The 19,213-nt window shown below is 58.2% G+C and carries 23 protein-coding genes and 3 tRNA genes; 13 read left to right on the top strand and 13 right to left on the bottom strand.

All coding sequences use genetic code 11. The annotated features are described in order from the left end of the window. On the bottom strand, positions 1 to 455 hold a 455-nt coding region (locus T18_RS27370), incomplete at its 3' end, for a cytochrome c biogenesis CcdA family protein (protein ID WP_323455208.1). A gap of 341 nt (positions 456 to 796) precedes the next feature. Here T18_RS27370 and T18_RS00680 point away from each other — a divergent pair. From T18_RS00680 to T18_RS00670, 3 genes are all read left to right on the top strand, one after another. Then, positions 797 to 872: transfer RNA gene (locus T18_RS00680), tRNA-Lys, on the top strand. Positions 873 to 1,182: 310 nt separating this feature from the next. Further along, a complete protein-coding gene (locus tag T18_RS00675) occupies positions 1,183 to 1,764 on the top strand; it encodes a DUF1003 domain-containing protein (RefSeq protein ID WP_003515941.1) in 582 nt (193 codons plus the stop codon). Positions 1,765 to 2,291: 527 nt separating this feature from the next. Beyond that, positions 2,292 to 2,801, top strand: coding sequence for a pyridoxamine 5'-phosphate oxidase family protein (locus tag T18_RS00670; protein ID WP_236760932.1), 510 nt, complete (start codon positions 2,292 to 2,294; stop codon positions 2,799 to 2,801). An 11-nt stretch (positions 2,802 to 2,812) separates the two neighbouring features. On the opposite strand, the gene T18_RS00665 is transcribed toward T18_RS00670, so the two are convergent. The 3 genes from T18_RS00665 to T18_RS00655 all read right to left on the bottom strand — a co-directional run bounded on the left by T18_RS00665 (position 2,813) and on the right by T18_RS00655 (position 5,554). Further along, complete coding sequence (locus T18_RS00665) at positions 2,813 to 3,556, bottom strand: glycosyltransferase family 25 protein (protein ID WP_038491338.1); 744 nt, start codon at positions 3,554 to 3,556, stop codon at positions 2,813 to 2,815. Between the two features lie 143 nt (positions 3,557 to 3,699). Continuing rightward, positions 3,700 to 4,956, bottom strand: coding sequence for a YcbK family protein (locus T18_RS00660; RefSeq protein WP_038491341.1), 1,257 nt, complete (start codon positions 4,954 to 4,956; stop codon positions 3,700 to 3,702). A 157-nt stretch (positions 4,957 to 5,113) separates the two neighbouring features. Beyond that, positions 5,114 to 5,554 (bottom strand): VOC family protein, encoded by a 441-nt coding sequence (locus tag T18_RS00655; RefSeq protein WP_003515949.1) that lies wholly within the window; start codon positions 5,552 to 5,554, stop codon positions 5,114 to 5,116. A gap of 190 nt (positions 5,555 to 5,744) precedes the next feature. Here T18_RS00655 and T18_RS00650 point away from each other — a divergent pair, with 190 nt between their 5' ends. Continuing rightward, a complete protein-coding gene (locus tag T18_RS00650) occupies positions 5,745 to 6,323 on the top strand; it encodes a cold-shock protein (protein WP_013636345.1) in 579 nt (192 codons plus the stop codon). Then, positions 6,323 to 6,808 carry a DUF192 domain-containing protein gene (locus tag T18_RS00645; RefSeq protein ID WP_038491344.1) on the top strand — a complete coding sequence of 162 codons (486 nt, stop codon included), beginning with the start codon at positions 6,323 to 6,325 and terminating at the stop codon, positions 6,806 to 6,808. The genes T18_RS00650 and T18_RS00645 overlap by 1 nt, the downstream gene beginning before the upstream one ends. Positions 6,809 to 6,867: 59 nt before the next feature. Here T18_RS00645 and T18_RS00640 read toward each other — a convergent pair whose 3' ends face one another. After that, entirely contained in the window at positions 6,868 to 7,116 is a 249-nt protein-coding gene (locus T18_RS00640; RefSeq protein WP_003515953.1) for a BON domain-containing protein, read from the bottom strand. A 211-nt stretch (positions 7,117 to 7,327) separates the two neighbouring features. Here T18_RS00640 and T18_RS00635 point away from each other — a divergent pair, with 211 nt between their 5' ends. Both T18_RS00635 and T18_RS00625 read left to right on the top strand, forming a co-directional pair. Then, positions 7,328 to 7,597, top strand: coding sequence for a DUF982 domain-containing protein (locus T18_RS00635; protein ID WP_003515956.1), 270 nt, complete (start codon positions 7,328 to 7,330; stop codon positions 7,595 to 7,597). 583 nt (positions 7,598 to 8,180) lie between these two features. After that, positions 8,181 to 9,323, top strand: a complete 1,143-nt coding sequence (locus T18_RS00625; RefSeq protein WP_038492856.1) for a ceramide glucosyltransferase — start codon at positions 8,181 to 8,183, stop codon at positions 9,321 to 9,323. Between the two features lie 54 nt (positions 9,324 to 9,377). Here T18_RS00625 and T18_RS00620 read toward each other — a convergent pair. Then, a tRNA-Pro gene (locus T18_RS00620) sits at positions 9,378 to 9,454 on the bottom strand. A gap of 265 nt (positions 9,455 to 9,719) precedes the next feature. On the opposite strand from T18_RS00620, the gene T18_RS00615 reads away from it, so the two are divergent. Together T18_RS00615 and T18_RS00610 are read left to right on the top strand one after the other, a co-directional pair. Further along, entirely contained in the window at positions 9,720 to 10,025 is a 306-nt protein-coding gene (locus T18_RS00615) for an ETC complex I subunit (protein WP_003495468.1), read from the top strand. A gap of 51 nt (positions 10,026 to 10,076) precedes the next feature. After that, positions 10,077 to 10,153, top strand: a tRNA-Arg gene (locus T18_RS00610). Positions 10,154 to 10,160: 7 nt separating this feature from the next. On the opposite strand, the gene T18_RS00605 is transcribed toward T18_RS00610, so the two are convergent. Both T18_RS00605 and T18_RS00600 read right to left on the bottom strand, forming a co-directional pair. After that, positions 10,161 to 10,898 (bottom strand): DUF429 domain-containing protein, encoded by a 738-nt coding sequence (locus T18_RS00605; protein WP_038491347.1) that lies wholly within the window; start codon positions 10,896 to 10,898, stop codon positions 10,161 to 10,163. A gap of 64 nt (positions 10,899 to 10,962) precedes the next feature. Then, positions 10,963 to 11,118: a hypothetical protein gene (locus T18_RS00600; protein ID WP_013636370.1), complete on the bottom strand. Its 156-nt coding sequence runs from the start codon at positions 11,116 to 11,118 to the stop codon at positions 10,963 to 10,965. Positions 11,119 to 11,354: 236 nt separating this feature from the next. Here T18_RS00600 and T18_RS00595 point away from each other — a divergent pair, with 236 nt between their 5' ends. The 4 genes from T18_RS00595 (at position 11,355) to T18_RS00580 (ending at position 14,929) form a co-directional block, all read left to right on the top strand. Beyond that, entirely contained in the window at positions 11,355 to 12,653 is a 1,299-nt protein-coding gene (locus tag T18_RS00595) for an efflux RND transporter periplasmic adaptor subunit (protein WP_013636371.1), read from the top strand. Positions 12,654 to 12,667: 14 nt separating this feature from the next. Further along, positions 12,668 to 13,387, top strand: a complete 720-nt coding sequence (locus T18_RS00590; protein WP_038491350.1) for an ABC transporter ATP-binding protein — start codon at positions 12,668 to 12,670, stop codon at positions 13,385 to 13,387. Next, on the top strand, positions 13,377 to 14,585 hold the full coding sequence (locus T18_RS00585; RefSeq protein ID WP_003515968.1) for an ABC transporter permease: 1,209 nt from the start codon (positions 13,377 to 13,379) through the stop codon (positions 14,583 to 14,585). The genes T18_RS00590 and T18_RS00585 overlap by 11 nt, the downstream gene beginning before the upstream one ends. Before the next feature lie 62 nt (positions 14,586 to 14,647). Then, a complete protein-coding gene (locus T18_RS00580; RefSeq protein WP_019567106.1) occupies positions 14,648 to 14,929 on the top strand; it encodes a hypothetical protein in 282 nt (93 codons plus the stop codon). A gap of 21 nt (positions 14,930 to 14,950) precedes the next feature. Here T18_RS00580 and sufA read toward each other — a convergent pair whose 3' ends face one another. From sufA to sufC, 5 genes are all read right to left on the bottom strand, one after another. Continuing rightward, on the bottom strand, positions 14,951 to 15,340 hold the full coding sequence (gene sufA / locus T18_RS00575) for a Fe-S cluster assembly scaffold SufA (protein WP_003515971.1): 390 nt from the start codon (positions 15,338 to 15,340) through the stop codon (positions 14,951 to 14,953). A gap of 112 nt (positions 15,341 to 15,452) precedes the next feature. Further along, on the bottom strand, positions 15,453 to 15,836 hold the full coding sequence (locus tag T18_RS00570) for an SUF system Fe-S cluster assembly protein (RefSeq protein WP_003515972.1): 384 nt from the start codon (positions 15,834 to 15,836) through the stop codon (positions 15,453 to 15,455). A gap of 23 nt (positions 15,837 to 15,859) precedes the next feature. After that, positions 15,860 to 17,110: a cysteine desulfurase gene (locus T18_RS00565; RefSeq protein ID WP_003515973.1), complete on the bottom strand. Its 1,251-nt coding sequence runs from the start codon at positions 17,108 to 17,110 to the stop codon at positions 15,860 to 15,862. After that, positions 17,103 to 18,374, bottom strand: coding sequence for a Fe-S cluster assembly protein SufD (gene sufD / locus T18_RS00560; protein ID WP_038491355.1), 1,272 nt, complete (start codon positions 18,372 to 18,374; stop codon positions 17,103 to 17,105). The genes T18_RS00565 and sufD overlap by 8 nt, the downstream gene beginning before the upstream one ends. A 24-nt stretch (positions 18,375 to 18,398) precedes the next feature. Beyond that, entirely contained in the window at positions 18,399 to 19,154 is a 756-nt protein-coding gene (gene sufC / locus T18_RS00555) for a Fe-S cluster assembly ATPase SufC (protein ID WP_038491357.1), read from the bottom strand. Between the last annotated feature and the right edge of the window lie 59 nt (positions 19,155 to 19,213).

Genomic DNA, 19,213 nt, shown 5'->3' with positions numbered 1-19,213 from the left:
CCGATGCAGGGCGTCCAGCCGAAGGCAAAGGCGAGGCCCATGACATAGGCGCCGGAAAGCGTGGCCGGTTTGCCCGCCCCATGAAACCGCGCCTCACGCGAAAACAGGCCAATGCGGAAAACACCGAGAAAGTTAAGGCCCATCAGGATGATGATGAAACCGCCAATCTTGGCGAGAATATCGAGGTTCTGGCGCAACAGCGTGCCGATCGTCGAAGCACCGGCACCCAGCGCCACGAAGACCGTGGCAAAACCGAGCGTGAAGAAGAAAGCCGAAAACAGCACGGCCCTGCGGATTTCGGGCCGCGGCGCGGTATTCTCCGTCCTGAACTGCTCCACCGAAACACCGGCCATATAGCAGAGGTAAGGCGGCACCAGCGGCAGGACGCAGGGCGACAGAAATGACAGGGCACCGGCCAGAAGCGCGCTGAACAGGGAAATATCGGCAATCGACAAGAAAGAACTCCGCATTGACGCATGTCTCCCAAAAGCGGGAATCGGTTTTGGGATAACGTCACGCGCAAAAAGATCAGCAAGGCACGTCGCGATTCCCGAGATTCGCCGCGTTTCACGCTCTCATTTTGGCGCATGCCATTGCCGCAAAACGATTTCACCCGTTTGCCAGACATGTCTGACGCCGCTTTTATCCCCAGCCGCCCCCTCTCTCCAATCACCTTTTCGGGGGTGCGACAAAAAAAACCGGATTGATTGTAGAAAGCGCTTTTTTTGGGTTGACCGAACGGATCGCTCTACCTATGTTCCGCGCACTTCCGAAGGGCATCCCAGCCCCGACACGGGAGAGCGTAGCTCAGCCGGTAGAGCAACTGACTTTTAATCAGTAGGTCCAGGGTTCGAATCCCTGCGCTCTCACCACCTTCATCAAAGATATCAATAAGTTAAGACGCATAATGCCCATCGATATGTTCGCTGGCGGTAACGATATGCGCTTGCGCCGCGTGACTTGAAGTTGCGTCCCGACAGACCTCGTCCCTGAAACTGCCTCCCAGAAGAACGCAAATCGCCGCCCTCCCCGACACGCCGTCCCCTGGCTCGCGAACCTGCCGATAAGGCCGCTCAATGCAAAGCATGGTACGATGGCGTGTGCTAATACCTGATCCGTGTAGGGGCGACCTTCGGTCCGGAGGCGGTCGTCGGATTGGCGCGAGCCAAGGGAGAAAGAGCAATGGCAACCCATATCGAAGACGACAGTGACATGCTCATACCTCAGGACCTGGCGGAGGGAGCGAGCCGTTATCTGGGGAAACCGCTTGAGCTGCTGCCGGACAGGGAAAAAGCAATATTTCGTCGTCTTGCAGCAAGGCGCACCATCTCGGCGGACGCGAATGCGGTTTTCGACGAGAGACTGACGCCCGGCCAGCGGCTTGCGGATGCGGTTGCCAAATTCGGTGGTTCCTGGACCTTTATCCTTATATTTGCGGCTTTACTTGCGATATGGCTGAGCGCAAACATTATCGCGGCTTCGAACGCCTTCGATCCCTACCCGTTCATTTTCCTCAATCTCATCTTATCCATGCTCGCAGCGGTTCAGGCGCCGGTGATCATGATGAGCCAGAACCGCCATGCGGCCAAGGATCGAATCGACGCCGCACATGACTACGAGGTCAATCTGAAGGCAGAGATCGAAATCATGGCGCTGCACGATAAGTTCGATCGGATGCGCTCTATCGAGCTGAAAGCCCTCGTCGATAAACAGCAGCAGCAGATCGACCTTTTGACAAAACTCGTGCTGAAACAAACAGGCTAGAAAATTTACGTCAAAATACGGAAAATCGCGCCCGCGCGCCGATTCCATGCGCAACGGAACGCGCTTTGTGTGCCGGTCGTACAGTAGCAGCTGCAGCACTTCATGGATGGTTTCCAGACAAGCTATGTGCTTGCGCATCCCTCATATAGAGCGCAGAATAAATCAATGGCAGCATTTGAAGCGGGCGCTGTTGTGTAAAGGTGCATCTGCCTTGGCCCCAACCAAAGGAGGACGAAGTGTCTTCCATCAATCGAAAACGAAATGTCGATCCAGATCGTGGGCCCCTGCTCGTCAAGGCGATCGACAGGCTTGAAAGAGGTGCTGCAACGTTATGCGGTTCGTCGAAACTCGACGCGTGCAGGCGAGTTCTGATCGCCGCCATTCGACGTGGTTCCGGCAGGCGTAAACCAATCCCGGCTGCGTCGGCTCCTCACCATAAGAACCGGGACATATTTCAGTCTACCCAAAAATCCGGAAGCCCGGCTGTCGAGAGATGGGAAAATGAAGGCGGCGCGATCAGATGATCGTTGTCACCTGCCCAGAACGGAGTGATCATCATGGCGTCAAGTGTCCATCTGGAAGAAATGACATCGGCGGAATGCATCGCATTCCTTTCCCGGATGAGCTTCGGGCATCTTGCCTGTATCGATCATGACAGGCCCTATGTGGTGCCGATCCATTTCGTGTTTCACGAGGGTGGAGTCTACAGCTTCTCGATGATGGGAGCCAAGATAGAGAATATGCGCCTGAACCCTCATGTTTGCCTTCAGGTCGATGAGGTCAAAAACACCAGCACATGGACAAGCGTAATTCTCCATGGCCTCTATCAGGAGCTTGAAGATAACGAGCAATGGCAAAGCGAGCGGATCTACGCCTGGTCTCTGATCCAGAAACACCCGAACTGGTGGGAGCCGGGAGGCTCAACGATCCATCCGCACGAAAATGGAACGGACTCCACCAAGCCGATTTTCTTCAGCATCCAAAGAGAAAGCCTCACGGGCCGCAAAGCGGTCCAGAGGGAAGATTTCGTGCGTTAAGCGGCCTCCCTCTACAGATAGGCGTACACATACCGCGCAATATTGTCATAAAAACTGGAGAGATAGGCTGGCACCCGGTTCAACCGGGCAAATTTGCTGCCGCGATATTCCGCGCGCGTGCCGACCAGCGTGTCCGGATCGCCGAAAGGCAGAAAATCCTTTTCGGTGACGTAGACATGCGTGCCGTAACCCCAGCCGCATTCCAGCGCCCGGTCGAAAGGCAGCGTCATCACCCTTGCCGCTTTCAGAAACTCCTCCGCTCCACCGCGTGAGATGATATAGCAGGCCGACGATCCCTGTGGCCCGTATATGCAGCGCCCCAGCTTGTCTCCGAGAGCGCTGGTCTTCCTGGCTCTGAAACCTCTGTGGCGGTGATTGGTCAGCTTTACGATGGAATTCTCAGGCATGATCGCGACCATTGCCTTGACCCGATCGGAGAAATCAGGCGTGAAGGCAACATCATCCTCAACGATCACGGCCACCGGCGCATCCGTGGCGAGGAAAATCTCCAGTGCCTTGATATGGCTGGCATAACAGCCATACTCCCCATGCAAGGCATGACGACCGTTGCGAAGCTCAAAGCCGCGCCTGTTAAAATCCGTCCATTCGGCAGCGGGAATGGTCTTACCGTCAACACCTTCCACCGGGCGCAAATCCAGCCCAAGACCTGATGCTCCGTTCAGCATCTTTTCAAGACGGGCGCGCGCTCTGGCGATGGAGATGATGTAAACGGGAAAAGCGGATATCGACAGCATTCGGAAAGCACCATGCGCATAGGGTCGGGAAACCGTCTCCTACAGCATGTGGCGCACCCTGTCTGCATGCCGTGATTTCCACGCCGGCAGAATTTCGGGCGAGCAACGCGCAAGCTTTGATGGTTCGAGAATGCGGCGCGAGATTATTTACGCGGGGCGGTGCGGCGGCAGCGCCAGTTCCAGTCTCTGGCTTCGCCCGTATCCATGTGGACCGATTCGGTGTGGCAATAGGTGCCTACACCACCACGCTGCGGCATCGAGCGCAGATAGGACGCAAGCTCCCATTTGGAAACACCCTTGATCTGGATGTCGGCTGCATCGCAGGTGTAGTGCTTGGAACCCTGCCTTATGCCCTTTGGCGGGCGATAACCCGAGGTGACGATGGCCGGGCTGTTGTAGTGGCGCTCGACATCCTTGATCATGCGCACCAGTTCCGGCTTGAAACAACCGACTTCAACATGATCGGTCTGCAGGAAAAGCCCGTTCGGAGAAACTCGGGTGAGGCCGGAAAGCGAGGCAAGCTTCATCAGGCCGGCCGGCTGGTCATCCTCGTCTTCAAGATGCGCATCGTCGAATTCGTCAGACATCGCCGAACGGCCGGAAAGCGCTATACCCATCGTCCTGTCCGACCCGCCGGAGAGCGCCGCAACCTGCGTATTCTCCGCCGTACCGTTTTCGATCATTTTCGGAAGGCGCTTCTTGGCCGCACCGGCGAAAAAAGCTGCCAGCGGCACGACTGTGCCCTCACTTTCCTGCCCCTCGCCTGCCCGTTTCCCGGCTCCAGAAGACTGCGCTGAAGCAACTGCGAGCTGTTCCGACGCATTTTGCGGCGTTGGTACGGGAACCGCCTGACGGTTTTCGCTGTGCTGTTCTGCCGGTACCGGCACGGCAGTCGGCACTTGTCCCGTTGCTGATACCGGTTGCGGCTGTGTCGCCTGCACTGGTGCCGAGTAGACACTGCTGACGGCGGGCGCGATACCCTGGGAAGGTGCACCCGCTGCGGCTGTAGCCCCCGCCGCAACGGCAGGTCTGCTTGAATATATGCTTGATGTACCCGCGGAAATCGCCGTCGGCTGCGTCGTCAGGCCGCCGATATCGGCGGCGGCACCGTAACCCTGTGCGGGGCCACCGGGCGCCTGCGGCTGGGCCGCAACGGCCCCGCCGGTTGCGGAGGCCACGGCGGGATCCACGTAATGCCCCTGCTGCTGTTTGGCGGCCGGATTATGAACCGCCGATGCGGCCAGCGCCTTCTGCTCGGCGGAAACTGCCGGCTTTTTGCTGTTGGCAGCCATGTCGTCATCCGTCACCGCTGAAACGCATCCGGCAAGCCCGAGCAACGAAACCGCGACAACAAGACGCTGACAGGCAACGCGTCCTTTCGCGCTATCGACAGCTTTCATGGGTGGCCTCCGTATCTTGCATTTACAACAGCAGCACGGGAACGGAATCGTCTGCTTTTTCAAAACAGGACATGCCGTTTCGATTCGCGGACTATGCCTCAACCCATCCGGACAAGGCAAGAGTGACCGAAATCGTCGCTTCTGGTCGGGAAAACCCCTACCAGGAACCCGTATTCTGCATAGATATCCACGGTTCGGCTGGCGCGAGGCTTTCGCCCTTCTGCAAGATTTCGAAAGAAATACCGTCGGGCGAACGAACGAAGGCCATGTGACCGTCACGCGGCGGCCGGTTGATCACGACGCCATTTTGCTGAAGGTGGGCACAGAAGTCGTAAATATTGTCGACCTCATAGGCCAGGTGCCCGAAATTGCGGCCGCCGGTGTAATCTTCGGTGTCCCAATTGTAGGTGAGTTCAAGGGAAGGCGCCTTTTTTTCCCGCGCCGCAGAGATATCGTCGCGCGCTGCAAGAAAAACCAGAGTGAAACGGCCTTTTTCGTTTTCGATCCGGCGTATTTCCTCGAGACCCATCAGGTCGCAATAGAATTTCATTGATTCGCCAAGGTCTTTGACGCGAACCATCGTGTGCAGATACCGCATTTTCTTCCTCTCCAATACGCTTTTCCGGGCCATAAACGCATGATCGCAAGCCCCGGACAAGGACGGCGACATAAAAGCAGCCACGCAAATCAAAAACTAGGGCTTGCGTGGAACCGTTACCAAGATGTTAATCTGGTACACAGGAATCAGTTGACCGGTGTGTGGCGCGTAATCGAGGGGTTGGCAGGATATGGCTGATAGGATGTCATCGAAAACGATAGTCGATGTCGAGGACCTTTCGGCCGATGCCGTGGACCTGACCGAAATCACCGGCGCGGTGAAATGGTTCGACGTTGCCAAGGGTTTCGGCTTTATCGTGCCTGACAACGGCATGCAGGACGTGCTGCTGCATGTCTCCTGCCTGCGCCGCGATGGGTATCAGACCATTCTCGAGGGTACGCGCATCGTTGCCCTCATCCAGCGGCGTGACCGCGGCTTTCAGGCCTTCCGCATCCTGTCGATGGATCAGTCCACCGCCGTTCACCCGTCGCAGCTGCCGCCGGTGCGCACCCATGTGCAGGTTACGCCGTCAAGCGGGCTTGAGCGTGCAATCGTCAAGTGGTTCAACCGCACCAAGGGTTTCGGCTTCTTGACGCGCGGCGAAGGCACTGAAGATATTTTCGTGCATATGGAGACGCTGCGCCGTTTCGGCCTCACGGAACTGCGTCCGGGCCAGGTGGTGCTGGTGCGCTTCGGCGATGGCGACAAGGGTTTGATGGCGGCGGAAATCCACCCCGACAACCCGGCCCCGATCGGGATGTCGCACTGATGGCCGCTGTGTTTCGCCACTTGATGAAGAGCGCCGTTCTGGCGCTTCTTTTTTTCACGCTCTCAAGCGCAGCACAGGCTCAACAACAGCAGACGTTTCAATCCGAACCACTGACGATAGAGACCGCCTCCGGAGAAACCCACGAATTTGTTGCGGAACTGGCGCTGGACAACGCACAGCGCGAACAGGGCCTTATGTTTCGCAAGTCCATGCCACTTGGAAGCGGTATGCTGTTCGATTTCGGCAAGGAGCGGGATGTAGCCATGTGGATGAGGAATACTCTCATTCCGCTCGACATGCTGTTCATCGCCCGGGACGGGCGCATAACCCATATCCACGAGAACGCCGTGCCACACTCAGAAGCGATCATCAGCTCCCGTGGGTCGGTCAAATTCGTGCTTGAACTGAATGGCGGCACTGCCAAACGCTACGGCATCAAACCGGGCGATGTGGTTCGCAGTGCACAAATCGGCAACCGGAAATGACATTGCCGCGTTACTGCGTCTGAAAAGGCCGGACGATGTTTCGCCCGGCCGGCAAGATCTCAGTAGACCGGCTCGATATGGCTCAAAATCCGGCAATTGGAAATAGATGCGGCAAGATTGATGGCAATGTCGATTGCCTCGACCGAATCCGCCGTCCCTTCAAGATAGATAACGTCATTTTCGACGGTTGCGGAAATCCGCGACTTCTCGAGACCGTTTTCGAAAGCCAGTGCAGAGGTGATGGCCTCGCACACACCCGCCATGCGGTCTCCAAAGAAGCTTTCCTGAATGCCTGACAAATTGAACATGTGCGTTCTCCTTCTTGGCTATTACAACGCCCGAATCACGGTTTTGTTCATCTCCGGTTCATCAATTCGTTCATCTTCCATTCATCTTGGCAAATTGGAACCCCCTGCCCGATCACATTTTAGGTGATCGGGAACCATTTCGTGAGGTGAGCATTTCGCGCATGGGAGTGAAATCTGCCGTCAAGGCGCATGAAACAGGGAGGAGAATGACATGCTGATTAACAAAACGGAGCCGTGTCACCACGCCTCGTGGATGAAGCCGGTGGCGATCCACCTGCCGCTATCCGCAGCGGTGGAAATCTACAGCCCTTTGGTGGCGCTGGACATGCTGATGTACCGCTGGCCGGACGAACACGGACCGGAATATGAGGACGCACGCAGGAACTGTCTCGATGCTATCGCCGGAAAATGCGACATCGAAAAAGCGCGGGAATCGTTTCTGGTCGCAAGCAGCCACGCGCATATTCTGAACATCCACTAGCTCGTCACGCGGAAGGCTTTGTGAATATTTTCGACTAAATATCAGTCACTTACGGTGATGACAACCGGATGGGCGACAAGTCGATCTGCGTTCATCAACATGGCTCCAGGGGTCAAAACAACGGGCAATCCACCTGCGTGGATCGCCCGTTTGATTGAAGCCTGAACTTCGTCCTATTCAAATGGCCGGGCGCACAGGGATCGGGAGGTTGCTGTGAGATACACCGTCTCAATTTTCCTCATGCACCGGCAGTGAATACTCGGATAGATTTCGTTCTTACAATCGCTGTTTCGACGTGACTATTCCTGATAGCGCGACACGCCCGCTTCGTCGTTATGGCATTCAACCAGGCAAACAACCGTCTCCCCTAGCGAACAGGTAGCCTGCAAAAACCGTTCACGCTTTCTCGGTAACAAACGCGGCATCGACCCGTGCGCCAGAGGTGCATGAACGACCGAAGTCGGATCCTGCCTGCGGAACATGACATGTAACTGTCATGCAAACGTTATAATCCGCAATGACGAATTCCATGGAATCGGTTGGCGGGTAAACCGCTGAAAGCTTGGGAGTGGAACTGGCCAACATGGAAACTGTTTTTGCCCTTTGCGCAATTCTGCTCCTCGCCTTCAATCTTCTCGGCGTCGTTCTGGCAGGCTGGCGGCTGAAAAGACGCGATACGGACAACGCACTTGTCCGGCAGAAACCGCCGGTATCGCTGGTGGTGCCGCTGCGCGGCATCGAAACTTTCACGCCGCTGACGCTGTCGCGCGCCTTCCAGCTCAACTGGCCGGACTATGAGCTGCTGTTCTGCGTCGCCGACGAGTTCGATCCCGTGATCGAGGAAGTGCGCAAGGCAAGCGCGGCCTTCCCCGCAGTTTCAGCGCAATTGCTCATCGGCGATGATCGCATCAGCGCCAATCCCAAACTCAACAATTGCGTCAAGGGCTGGCGTGCTGCCCGGCACGAATGGGTCATTCTGGCCGATTCCAATGTCTTGATGCCGCAATCCTATATCGAAACCATGATGTCGGCCTGGCGGCCGGATAGCGGACTGGTCTGCTCGCCACCGCTCGGCTCCCGGCCGGATGGCTTCTGGGCACATGTGGAATGCGCCTTCCTCAACGGCTCGCAAGGCCGCTGGCAATATGCGGCGGAAGCCATCGGCATGGGCTTCGCGCAGGGCAAATCGATGTTGTGGAACAAGCCGTTCCTGGAAGAGCGCGGCGGCATCCGCGCGCTCGCCGCCGAAATCGCCGAAGATGCCGCTTCCACGAAGCTGGTCAGAAATGCCGGTCGCAAGGTACATCTGGTGTCGGCCCCATTCGAGCAGCCGCTCGGACAGCGCCATGCCGGTGAGATCTGGTCGCGGCAGACCCGCTGGGCGCGGCTGCGGCGCGTCACCTTCCCGCAATATTTCGCCCCGGAAATCCTCACCGGCGCGCTTCCCCCGCTCCTCTTCGCGCTCGCTGCCGCCGTTGCCGCGGATGTGAACCTTGCCGTCACCGCGATTGCCATACTCGCCGTCATGTACGGCCCGGAACTGGCGCTCGCAGCTCTCAACCGGTGGCCGGTATCCCTCTATACCCTTCCGGCAATGGTCGCGCGGGATGTCATCATGCCATTCGTCTGGGTACGCAGCTGGATCGGCAGCGCGGTTGCATGGCGCGGCAATGTCATGACGATCGGCACGGCCGAAAGCACATTGGCCGGACCTTCAGCGGACTGAACGGAAGCTATTATTTGAAGGGGTTATACCTACAAGCGAATGTTTCGCTTTAAATGGTCGGAGTGGAGAGATTCGAACTCCCGACCCTCTGGTCCCAAACCAGATGCGCTACCAGACTGCGCTACACTCCGCCGAGGCGATGGCTGGGGAATACACGGTTCACCCGCAGTCCGCAACAGGGAAATTCATCTTTGTTGAGCCCATTGTCTCGATTATTGAAAACTCATGCAACGCGGTGGGACCGTGAAGAGGTCGCAAGGGATAATCGTCTTGACTCTCACATGGAGTCGGTCCATTTCAAATTCAGCGTTCCTGACACGATTTGGTTATTCTATTCAGGTACGTGAATAGTAATCCGGGGCGCATGCCCCACCGCCCAACCGGAGCAGTTTCGACATGTCTGCGAAGATTTACCGCCCTGCAAAGACCGCCATGCAATCCGGCAAGGCGAAAACCAATGTCTGGGTTCTGGAATTCGACGCTGAGGTCCCGCGCAAGATCGATCCGATCATGGGATACACCTCGACATCCGACATGAAGCAGCAGGTAAAGCTGACATTCGAGACGCAGGAACAGGCCGAAGCCTATGCGCAGCGCAAGGGCATCGAATACCGCGTCATCCAGCCAAAGGAAGCAACCCGCAAGGTTGTATCCTACACGGATAATTTCCGCTTCAACCGCACCCAGCCCTGGACGCATTGAAGAAGACGCACTGAACGATTTTCAGCCGGAGCAACAATAGTCCGGCACGACGGCCCCTTAGCTCAGCTGGATAGAGCGTCGACCTTCTAAGTCGAATGTCGCAGGTTCGAATCCTGCAGGGGTCGCCATCTCCATCTAAACTGCCGCTTTCGGGATCCAGATCGCGGAAATGTCGTCGCCATACGGCACTGCCTCACTCTCCAAAGCACAAATCCCGACCCAGGCGCACACGACGGCATCCATCTTGTCCTCAAAAACCTTCATCTCCCATCCCTTTGCGTTCGTCGCAGGGATGATGAGTGCATCGGCAACCCCACCTATCCGTCGATCCAGATGTGCGATGATGAACGACCAGACCTCGAGGAGTTTGGCGCGACGGTCTGCGGACGTATCCGACCGCCAGTAGCTGCCGACTTTTCCCTGCTTATACGGAAGCCGTTTCGCGGCGTTGGTCAGTTCAACAAGCGCAGGGTGCGGGTAGACTTCGAGCAGACCGGGACTGCTGATTTCCCTGGTTAATAACGGATATCCCGCAAGTTCAAACCCCATTTTGAGGTCATCACTGACCTTGCCGGGCCTGATTGCATTTGGGGTGTGGGTGCCGCATTGCCGGGAACCATAGGCGGAAGACACCAGATTGTCCGAAGCACGGCGGGCAGTAATCGGTTGATGCGAGAGCGGCATATCAATCGTAACGAGATCGATCTTGCATCCCGTAAGGGCTTCTGCGGCCGCCAGAAGCGCCGATGCTTCGGCAACTGATCCCCTGGGGCGATCAGCGAGAACCGGGATATCGGTTCCACAGGCAAGGAAGCCAACGTAGGAAGATGCGGCGGCACGCAGCGTCCAGCCTGTTCCATCGTTGATGACCAAGGCGACCCCGCTTGGCTGGGTAACAGTCCATGCGGCGTCTATACCCAATACGGCGTTCAGAGCGTCACCCCTGCCCGAACAGCGTAAAATACCCCCAGGCGGCGGCGAAAAAAGCGATGATGGCGGCGATCGTCAGGGCTTTTTTCGATTTTGGCCCAAGCGGCTGGCGCGGCTTTTTCGGGGGCACCGGTTTGCGGAACTTCACCACATTGTCGTTCATTATATCATCGTCCTGCATGTCGCTGCTGAAACCGGCGCCACATCAATGACATCGGCCTTTTCGGATTTATCTCTAGCAGACCAGAGCTATCATAAATATTACCAAGTTTTCACTTCCCCCTTTGGGCAAGCTATGTCACTTCCCACAATCAGAGGAATACAAACAGCGACAGACGGACCGGAAACAGGGGTTGGAAACAATCCTCTGTGGTATTTTGAATTTTGCGGGTGACGAAGATGAATGACGCCAACACCAATGGCCGCGACACGGAAAACAGCCAGCCCGATCTGCGGGACATTCTGGGTACCAGCAGGTCAGGTAGAAAGAAGAAGTCGCGCCGCTATCTCTATGCCGCAGCAGCCGTGGTGCTGATCGGCGGGGGCCTTGGTTATTATTACCAGTCGCGTGCCGCAGGCGTCGCCTATACCTACACCACGGAAGCGGCGAGACAGGGCGACCTTTCCGTCATCGTAACCTCCACCGGCTCAGTCCAGCCGACCGATCAGGTCGACATATCGAGCGAATTGTCCGGCACCATTCGCAAGGTCAACGTTACCTATAACAGCCCGGTCAAATCAGGCGATATTCTGGCGGAACTGGACACCAACAAGCTGGAGGCCGACGTGCAGAGCGCCCGCGCCAAGCTTGCCTCCGCCAAGGCCAATGTGCTGAAGGCGCGCGCCGATCTCGGTTCGGCAAAAACATCGATGGAGCGTCTGCGGTCCCTCGTCCAGAGCCGGGTCTCCAGCCAGCAGGATCTGGATGCCGCGCAGTTCAACCACGATGCCGCCAGCGCCACGCTACAGGTCAACGAGGCGACCGTGCTTTCGGCGGAAGCGGATTTGCGACTGGCCGAGGTCAATCTCGGCAAGGCGAAGATCGTCTCGCCCATCGATGGTGTCATCCTCACCCGCAGTGTCGATCCCGGCGCCACCGTCGCCTCCTCGCTCAACGCTCCCGTGCTGTTCACCATTGCTGGCGATCTGCGCCATATGGAATTGCAGGTGTCGGTGGATGAGGCGGATGTCGGCAAGGTTGAAACCGGGCAGAAGGCCACCTTCAACGTCGATGCCTATCCCGACCGTAGCTTCCCGGCTGAAATAGAAACCGTGCGTTTCGCCTCCGAGACCGTGTCTAACGTAGTGACCTACAAGGGCATATTGACGGTGGACAATGAGGAATTGCTGCTGCGCCCCGGCATGACGGCAACCGCCAATATCGTCGTTGAGGAGATCAAGAATACGCTGCTGGTGCCGAATTCCGCGCTCCGATATACGCCGCCGCGCGAATCCGCCTCCCGTGGCGGTGGCTTGATGAGCCTGTTCCGCCCTCCCCGCATGGGCCGGTCGCAGAACCGCGATGCCGGTCCGGCCGCGACAGGCAAAAGAACGGTGTGGGTGCTGCGTAACAACACACCCGTCTCGGTTTCGATCGAAACCGGCTCCACCGATGGCCAGCATACCGTGGTAAAATCGGGCGAGTTGAAGGCCGACGACCTGGTGATTACCGACGCCTCAGCCCGCAACGCCGGCTGACGGAGGAAAACCGCATGCAACAGCCGCCGCTCATAGAATTCCGCGATGTCGTCAAGCAATATGGCCGGGGCGAAGCGACGATCCGCGCGCTTGACGGCGTCAGCCTGTCGATCCACGAGAAGGAATTCGTCGCCATCATGGGGCCATCCGGCTCCGGCAAATCCACCTCGATGAACATCATCGGCTGCCTGGATGTGCCGACATCGGGCGAATATCTGTTTCAGGGCGTGCCGACCAGCGGTTTCGACAATGAACATCTGACGCTGCTGCGCCGCCACATGCTGGGTTTCGTGTTTCAGGGCTTCAACCTCCTGTCGCGAACCTCGGCGGTGGAAAATGTCGAGCTGCCGCTCGTGTACCGGGGCATGAAAGCCTCGGAACGGCGCGCGCGCGCCATGGAGGCGCTGGCACAGGTGGGTCTGAAGGGCCGCGAGCACCACACGACGCAGGAGCTTTCCGGCGGTCAGCAGCAGCGTGTGGCCATTGCACGGGCCATCGTCACCCGCCCCGCTCTGCTTCTCGCCGACGAACCCACAGGCAACCTCGACACCAAAACCAGCGCCGAGATCATGGAGCTGATCACCACGCTCAACCGCGACAAGGGCATTACGGTCGTCATGGTCACGCATGAAGAGGATATCGCTGCCCATGCGGGACGCCTCCTGCGTTTCGTGGACGGCCATCTCGCCTCCGACAGCGCAGCGGAAAACAAGGAGACTTCCGATGTTCTTTGAAACGTCGCGTCTTGCGCTGCGCGCCATCAGCCGCAACCTGCTCCGCTCCTTCCTCACCGTGCTCGGCGTCGTCATCGGTGTTGCCGCCGTGATCGCCATGGTAACCATCGGCAACGGCACGACCGAACAGGTGAAATCGGAATTGTCGCGGCTCGGCACCAACATGCTGTTCGTGCGCCCCGGCCAGTTCGGGCCCGGCCGCGCCAGCACGGAAGCCAAACGTTTCGATGATCGCGATGTTGAGGCGATCCGCAACCAGATCAGCGGCCTGCGCGCCGTTGCTCCGCAAAACCGCAGCTCCGCCGCAACGGTCATTTTCGGCGGCAAGAACCACCAGACAAGCGTCATCGGCACCACCAATGATTATCTTGTGGCACAGGACTGGACGCTTGCGCTGGGCCGTGACTTCCAGCCGGCCGAAGATCGCGGAGGGCAGATAGGCTGCATCATCGGCGAAACGGTGCGGCAGGAACTATTTGGCGCTGAAAACCCTGTCGGCCAGACGATCCGCGTCAGCAACATCTCCTGCCCCGTCATCGGTGTTCTCGCCCGAAAAGGCCAATCCGGCCTCGGCGACGATCAGGATGACACGATCATCATGCCGCTCAAAATCCACCAGCGGCGCATCGGCGGCACCACCACCATTTCCTCGATCATGGTCTCCGCGCAGGACGGCGTTTCCACCGCCAAGGTGCAAAGCGACCTGCAGAACCTGCTGCGCGAGCGGCGGCGCATCAACATTGGCCGCGAGGATGATTTCACCGTCAACGACATGACGCAGATCGCCTCGGCCATGACCGGCACGACGACGCTGCTCACCGGGCTCCTGGGTGCGGTTGCAGCCGTCAGCCTGCTGGTCGGCGGCATCGGCATCATGAACATCATGCTGGTTTCGGTAACCGAGCGCACCCGCGAGATCGGCATTCGCCTCGCCATCGGTGCACTGGAAAAACAGGTACTGACGCAGTTTCTGGTGGAAGCCGTCATGCTCTCTGCCCTGGGCGGCACCGTCGGCATATTAACGGGCCTTGGCCTTGCCTACGGCGTCGTCAGCTTCCTCAACGTGCCCTTCGTCACCAGCCCGTCGATCATCTTCCTCGCCTTCGCCTTCTCGGCTGCCATCGGCGTGATTTTCGGCTATTTCCCGGCGCGGCGGGCAGCGAGTTTGAGCCCGATCGAGGCGCTGCGGCACGAGTGAGACGAGCCGTCGAGGCTGCAACGGCCTCAACGGAAAAGGTTCATGATTTACGGAGAGTTTCGATGTTCAAATCGGTATCGGATAGCGCCGCTGCCGCAGACGGCGGTTCGCTTGCGCTCTTCGTGGAACGAATTGACGGGCAAACGGAACTGTTTGTGATCAATCGCTCCCTCGCGTCACGCGGAACGCCCGACTACAACAAAGTCAGCTCCAGCCTTCGACCACTTGCCGAGGAGGATTGCGGGAAGATTGCAGCAGCTCTCGAGCCGCTTTTGACAACGACGCCATCGATTCATCCGCTGGCGGATTTTATCGATACGCTGAAACAGCAAACATCCCGCTGATCGGAAAAATGGCGCAGCCAATCAAACGCTGGCTTCAGCCTCGCGCTGCTTCGCCAGCGCCGCCAGATCGGCAGGCTTCAGTTCCACCGACTCACCGCAGCCGCAAGCGGACGTCTGGTTCGGGTTGTTGAAGGTGAAGCCGGAGCGCATCTTGGTCACTTCAAAATCCATCTGGGTGCCGAGCAGATAGAGCACGGCGGAGGGCTGAACCCACACCTTGGCTCCATCGAATTCGACCAGATCGTCCTTCGCATCCGCTTCCGTCACGAGGTCGATGGTATATTCCATGCCCGCGCAGCCGCCCTTCTTGATGCCGACGCGCACACCCTTGGCGTCCGGGCCGGAATTCTCGACGATTGCTTTAACGCGCGAGGCAGCAGCGCCGGTCATGGTCATGATCGCAAAGCCCATGGGCTTAATTCTCCTTCGACAATCGAGTTCAAGGCTCGATGTTTATGGATTTCAATTTAATAGCGCTTGAAGGCGCCATCAAGGGATGACGCCTGTCAAAATCACGTCAGTCTCAATACCAGCCGACGGCGACCTGAGCCTCTTCCGACATACGGTCCGGCGTCCACGGCGGATCGAAGGTCATCGACACTTCGACACCGGAAACACCTTCGACAGCGCCGACGGCATTTTCCACCCAGCCCGGCATTTCGCCGGCCACCGGGCAGCCCGGTGCTGTCAGCGTCATGACGATCTTGACCATCCGGTCGTCCTCGATGTCGATCTTGTAAACGAGACCGAGTTCGAAAATATCGGCCGGAATTTCCGGATCGTACACGGTTTTCAGCGCCGCGATCACGTCGTCGCTAAGACGCGCCAGTTCGTCGGGCGCAATGGAAGACGGCTTTGCAGCGTCTTCGGTCACATCATGGGTCTTTGCAGTGGCTTCGGCAGTCATGGTCCTGAACCTCAATCCTGATATCAGGCGAAAAATTTGCGCGCATAATCAAGCGCCTCGACAAGACGATCTACTTCGGCGCGGGTATTGTAAAGGCCGAACGATGCCCGGCATGTGGAGGTGACGCCGAACCGTTTCAAGAGCGGCATGGCACAATGGGTGCCGGCACGCACGGCAACACCGCGCCGGTCTATCACCATCGACACGTCATGGGCATGGATGCCCTCGAGTTCGAAGGAGAAGATACCGCCCTTATCAGGCGCATTGCCGATGATTCGCAGTGAGTTGACCTCGCGCAGCCGCTCGGCAGCATAAGCCGCAAGATCAGCCTCGTGGGCTGCAATTGCGGCGCGGCCGAGATTGTCCATGTAATCAAGCGCATAGCCAAGACCGATAGCCTGCACGATGGGCGGCGTTCCCGCTTCGAAACGATGCGGCGGCTCGTTATAGGTCACATTGTCTTCGGACACGTCGAGGATCATCTCGCCGCCGCCCTGGAACGGCCGCATCTCGCTCAGGCGGTCAGCCTTGCCGTAGAGCACGCCGATGCCCGAGGGACCGTAAAGCTTGTGGCCGGTCATGACGTACCAGTCGCAATCAATATCGCGCACGTCGACCGGCATGTGAACCGCGCCCTGAGAGCCATCGACAAGCACCGGAATGCCGCGCTCATGGGCGATGCGGCAGATTTCCTTGACCGGCACGATGGTGCCCAGCGCATTCGACATATGGGTGATGGCAACGAGCTTGGTGCGCTCCGTCAGGCTTTTTTCGAAAGCCTCGATATGGAACGCGCCGTCATCATCGACAGGCACCCAGACGAGCTTGGCGCCCTGCCGCTCGCGAATGAAATGCCACGGCACGATGTTGGAGTGATGTTCCATGATCGAGATGACGATCTCGTCGCCCTCGCCGATCTTTGGCATGCCGTAACCGTAAGCAACCGTATTGATCGCCTCGGTGGAGGATTTGGTGAAGACGATCTCGTCCACCGAACCGGCATTCAGGAAACGGCGCACCTTTTCGCGCGCCGCCTCATAGGCGTCAGTTGCGGCATTGGAGAGGAAATGCAGGCCACGATGCACATTCGCGTATTCATTGGAATAAGCATGCGAAACGGCGTCGATCACCACCTGCGGTTTTTGAGCGGACGCGCCGTTGTCGAGATAGACCAGCGGCTTGCCATAGACCTCGCGCGACAGGATCGGGAAATCCTTCCGCACGGCTTCAACGTCATAAGGGGCCGCCAATGCGGCGCGTTCGCTCTCAGGCATGATGTTCCAGCCAGCCGGAGATGATAGTCTCCAGCGCCTCTACCAGATTTTCTTCTTCCAGTTCCTCGGCGATCTCAGCGACAAAGGCGTTGACGAGCATCGCCCGCGCCTTTGCCCGCGGCACGCCGCGCGCCATCAGATAATAGAGATGGTTGTCGTCAATATCGGCAACCGTCGCACCGTGACCGCACTGAACGTCGTCGGCGAAGATTTCAAGCTCCGGCTTTGCCGAGAACTCGCCATCGTCAGACATCAGCAGCGTATTACACGCCATCTTCGCATCGGTCTTCTGGGCATCGGGGGCAACCCGGATCATGCCCTGGAAAATGCCCTTTGCACGGTCGAAGACCACGTTGCGGAACACTTCCGTCGAGGTCGTGTTCGGCACGTTGTGGCCAAGAACCATCGTCACGTCGGTATGGGTTTCGCCGCCCAACAGGTTGACGCCGCGAACGATGAGGTCAGTACCCTCGCCGTCCACGTCGATGCGCAGTTCCTGCCGCACCAGCTTGCCGCCGGCATTGATGACGAACAGACGAATCTTGGCGTCCGCACCGATTTTCATACGCAGCTGGCCAAGATGAATATCGGCCGCGCCCTGTTGCTGCAGGATGATCCAGGTCACTTCCGCACCGTCTTCGACAACGATGTCGGTGACGGAGGAAACCAGGGCGGCATCCGAAGTCACCGAAAGGTGACGCTCGATGACGGTCGCCTTCGAACCCTTGCCGAAGCGCACCGGGAAGCGGCTGTGAACCTGACCTGCGCCATGGATCGCCTGCAATTCGATCGGCTTTTCGATCTCGGCATCGGCGGGAATGTCGAGCGTCAGGCCGTCGCGCACGAAGCTGCCGTTGATACGACCGATCACGTCGTCCTTGCTGGCTTCCGCAAGGCCTGTGGCGGCCGAGCCGTCAAGCAGGCTCTCGGCAAAGCTGGAAACGCTGATATCGTCGATCTTGCCGACATTGGCCGTGCCATGCAGCACGTAGGCGACGGACGAGCCGGCGACAACAGACGCCTGCTTTTCGATAACAGGTGCGGGCTGGTCCTCGGGAATGGCACGCAACAGGCTCTTGAGATCGGTATAGTGCCACGCCTCGATGCGGCGGGTCGGAAGACCGCCGGTCTTCAGATCGTCGAACAGCACGTCACGGGCGGCGACAACCGCACCATTGCCCGGCAATTCGCTGAACTTGGCGGTATAGGCGTCGATCAGCGCGGTTTCCGCTGGCGTCAGCCGATTGGTCGTTTGAATGTTCATGGACATCACCTCCTGGCCTCTGGCTTAGGCCGCTTCACCGATGATGTCGGCGTAACCATTGTTTTCCAGCTCCAGCGCCAGGGCCTTGTCGCCCGAACGGATGATCTTGCCCTTGTAGAGAACGTGAACGCTATCAGGCACGATGTAATCGAGCAGGCGCTGGTAGTGGGTGATGACGACAGTGGCGCGATCCGGCGACTTCAGCGCATTGACGCCATCAGCCACAATCTTCAGCGCGTCGATGTCGAGGCCGCTATCGGTTTCGTCGAGAACGCAGAGCTTCGGCTCCAGCAGTGCCATCTGCAGGATTTCGGCGCGCTTCTTCTCACCGCCGGAGAAACCGGCGTTCAGCGGACGCTTCAGCATGTCCATGTCGATCTTCAGATCGCCGGCAGCTTCCTTGACGCGACGGATGAAGTCCGGCGTCGTAAGCTCGGCCTCGCCGCGCGCCTTGCGTTGCTCGTTCATAGCAACCTTGAGGAACTGCATGGTGGCAACACCCGGAATTTCGACGGGATACTGGAAGGCCAGGAAAATACCCTTGGCAGCGCGCTCGGCGGCATCCAGTTCCAGAATGCTTTCGCCGTTATAGAGGATGTCACCGGAGGTGACTTCATAGTCTTCGCGGCCCGACAGGATGTAGGACAGCGTCGACTTGCCGGAACCGTTCGGGCCCATGATGGCCGCAACTTCACCGGCAGCAACCTTAAGGTTGAGGCCCTTGATGATCTCGGTTTCGGTATCGGCGATCTTTGCGTGCAGGTCGATGATTTCAAGCATGGTTTTATCCTAAGAATAGTGTGAGCGAAGGTGCGCGAAACCGCGCACTCAAAGTGCGT

This window comes from Rhizobium sp. TBD182, assembly GCF_001950375.1.
Classification (GTDB): domain Bacteria; phylum Pseudomonadota; class Alphaproteobacteria; order Rhizobiales; family Rhizobiaceae; genus Agrobacterium; species Agrobacterium tumefaciens.
Note: the sequence above shows the minus strand (reverse complement) of the source record. Positions and strands in the feature narration are given on the sequence as shown.

Excerpts from the sequence above, each read along its gene's own strand:
- T18_RS00580 (WP_019567106.1), top strand. The coding sequence starts at position 14,648 with ATGTTCAAATCGGTATCGGATAGCGCCGCTGCCGCAGACGGCGGTTCG.
- T18_RS00615 (WP_003495468.1), top strand. The coding sequence starts at position 9,720 with ATGTCTGCGAAGATTTACCGCCCTGCAAAGACCGCCATGCAATCCGGC.
- T18_RS00565 (WP_003515973.1), bottom strand. The coding sequence starts at position 17,110 with ATGCCTGAGAGCGAACGCGCCGCATTGGCGGCCCCTTATGACGTTGAA.
- T18_RS00650 (WP_013636345.1), top strand. The coding sequence starts at position 5,745 with ATGGCTGATAGGATGTCATCGAAAACGATAGTCGATGTCGAGGACCTT.
- T18_RS00595 (WP_013636371.1), top strand. The coding sequence starts at position 11,355 with ATGAATGACGCCAACACCAATGGCCGCGACACGGAAAACAGCCAGCCC.
- T18_RS00645 (WP_038491344.1), top strand. The coding sequence starts at position 6,323 with ATGGCCGCTGTGTTTCGCCACTTGATGAAGAGCGCCGTTCTGGCGCTT.
- sufC (WP_038491357.1), bottom strand. The coding sequence starts at position 19,154 with ATGCTTGAAATCATCGACCTGCACGCAAAGATCGCCGATACCGAAACC.
- T18_RS00660 (WP_038491341.1), bottom strand. The coding sequence starts at position 4,956 with ATGAAAGCTGTCGATAGCGCGAAAGGACGCGTTGCCTGTCAGCGTCTT.
- T18_RS00665 (WP_038491338.1), bottom strand. The coding sequence starts at position 3,556 with ATGCTGTCGATATCCGCTTTTCCCGTTTACATCATCTCCATCGCCAGA.
- T18_RS00655 (WP_003515949.1), bottom strand. The coding sequence starts at position 5,554 with ATGCGGTATCTGCACACGATGGTTCGCGTCAAAGACCTTGGCGAATCA.
- T18_RS00675 (WP_003515941.1), top strand. The coding sequence starts at position 1,183 with ATGGCAACCCATATCGAAGACGACAGTGACATGCTCATACCTCAGGAC.
- T18_RS00640 (WP_003515953.1), bottom strand. The coding sequence starts at position 7,116 with ATGTTCAATTTGTCAGGCATTCAGGAAAGCTTCTTTGGAGACCGCATG.
- T18_RS00570 (WP_003515972.1), bottom strand. The coding sequence starts at position 15,836 with ATGACTGCCGAAGCCACTGCAAAGACCCATGATGTGACCGAAGACGCT.
- T18_RS00625 (WP_038492856.1), top strand. The coding sequence starts at position 8,181 with ATGGAAACTGTTTTTGCCCTTTGCGCAATTCTGCTCCTCGCCTTCAAT.
- T18_RS00585 (WP_003515968.1), top strand. The coding sequence starts at position 13,377 with ATGTTCTTTGAAACGTCGCGTCTTGCGCTGCGCGCCATCAGCCGCAAC.
- T18_RS00635 (WP_003515956.1), top strand. The coding sequence starts at position 7,328 with ATGCTGATTAACAAAACGGAGCCGTGTCACCACGCCTCGTGGATGAAG.
- T18_RS00590 (WP_038491350.1), top strand. The coding sequence starts at position 12,668 with ATGCAACAGCCGCCGCTCATAGAATTCCGCGATGTCGTCAAGCAATAT.
- T18_RS00600 (WP_013636370.1), bottom strand. The coding sequence starts at position 11,118 with ATGAACGACAATGTGGTGAAGTTCCGCAAACCGGTGCCCCCGAAAAAG.
- sufA (WP_003515971.1), bottom strand. The coding sequence starts at position 15,340 with ATGGGCTTTGCGATCATGACCATGACCGGCGCTGCTGCCTCGCGCGTT.
- sufD (WP_038491355.1), bottom strand. The coding sequence starts at position 18,374 with ATGAACATTCAAACGACCAATCGGCTGACGCCAGCGGAAACCGCGCTG.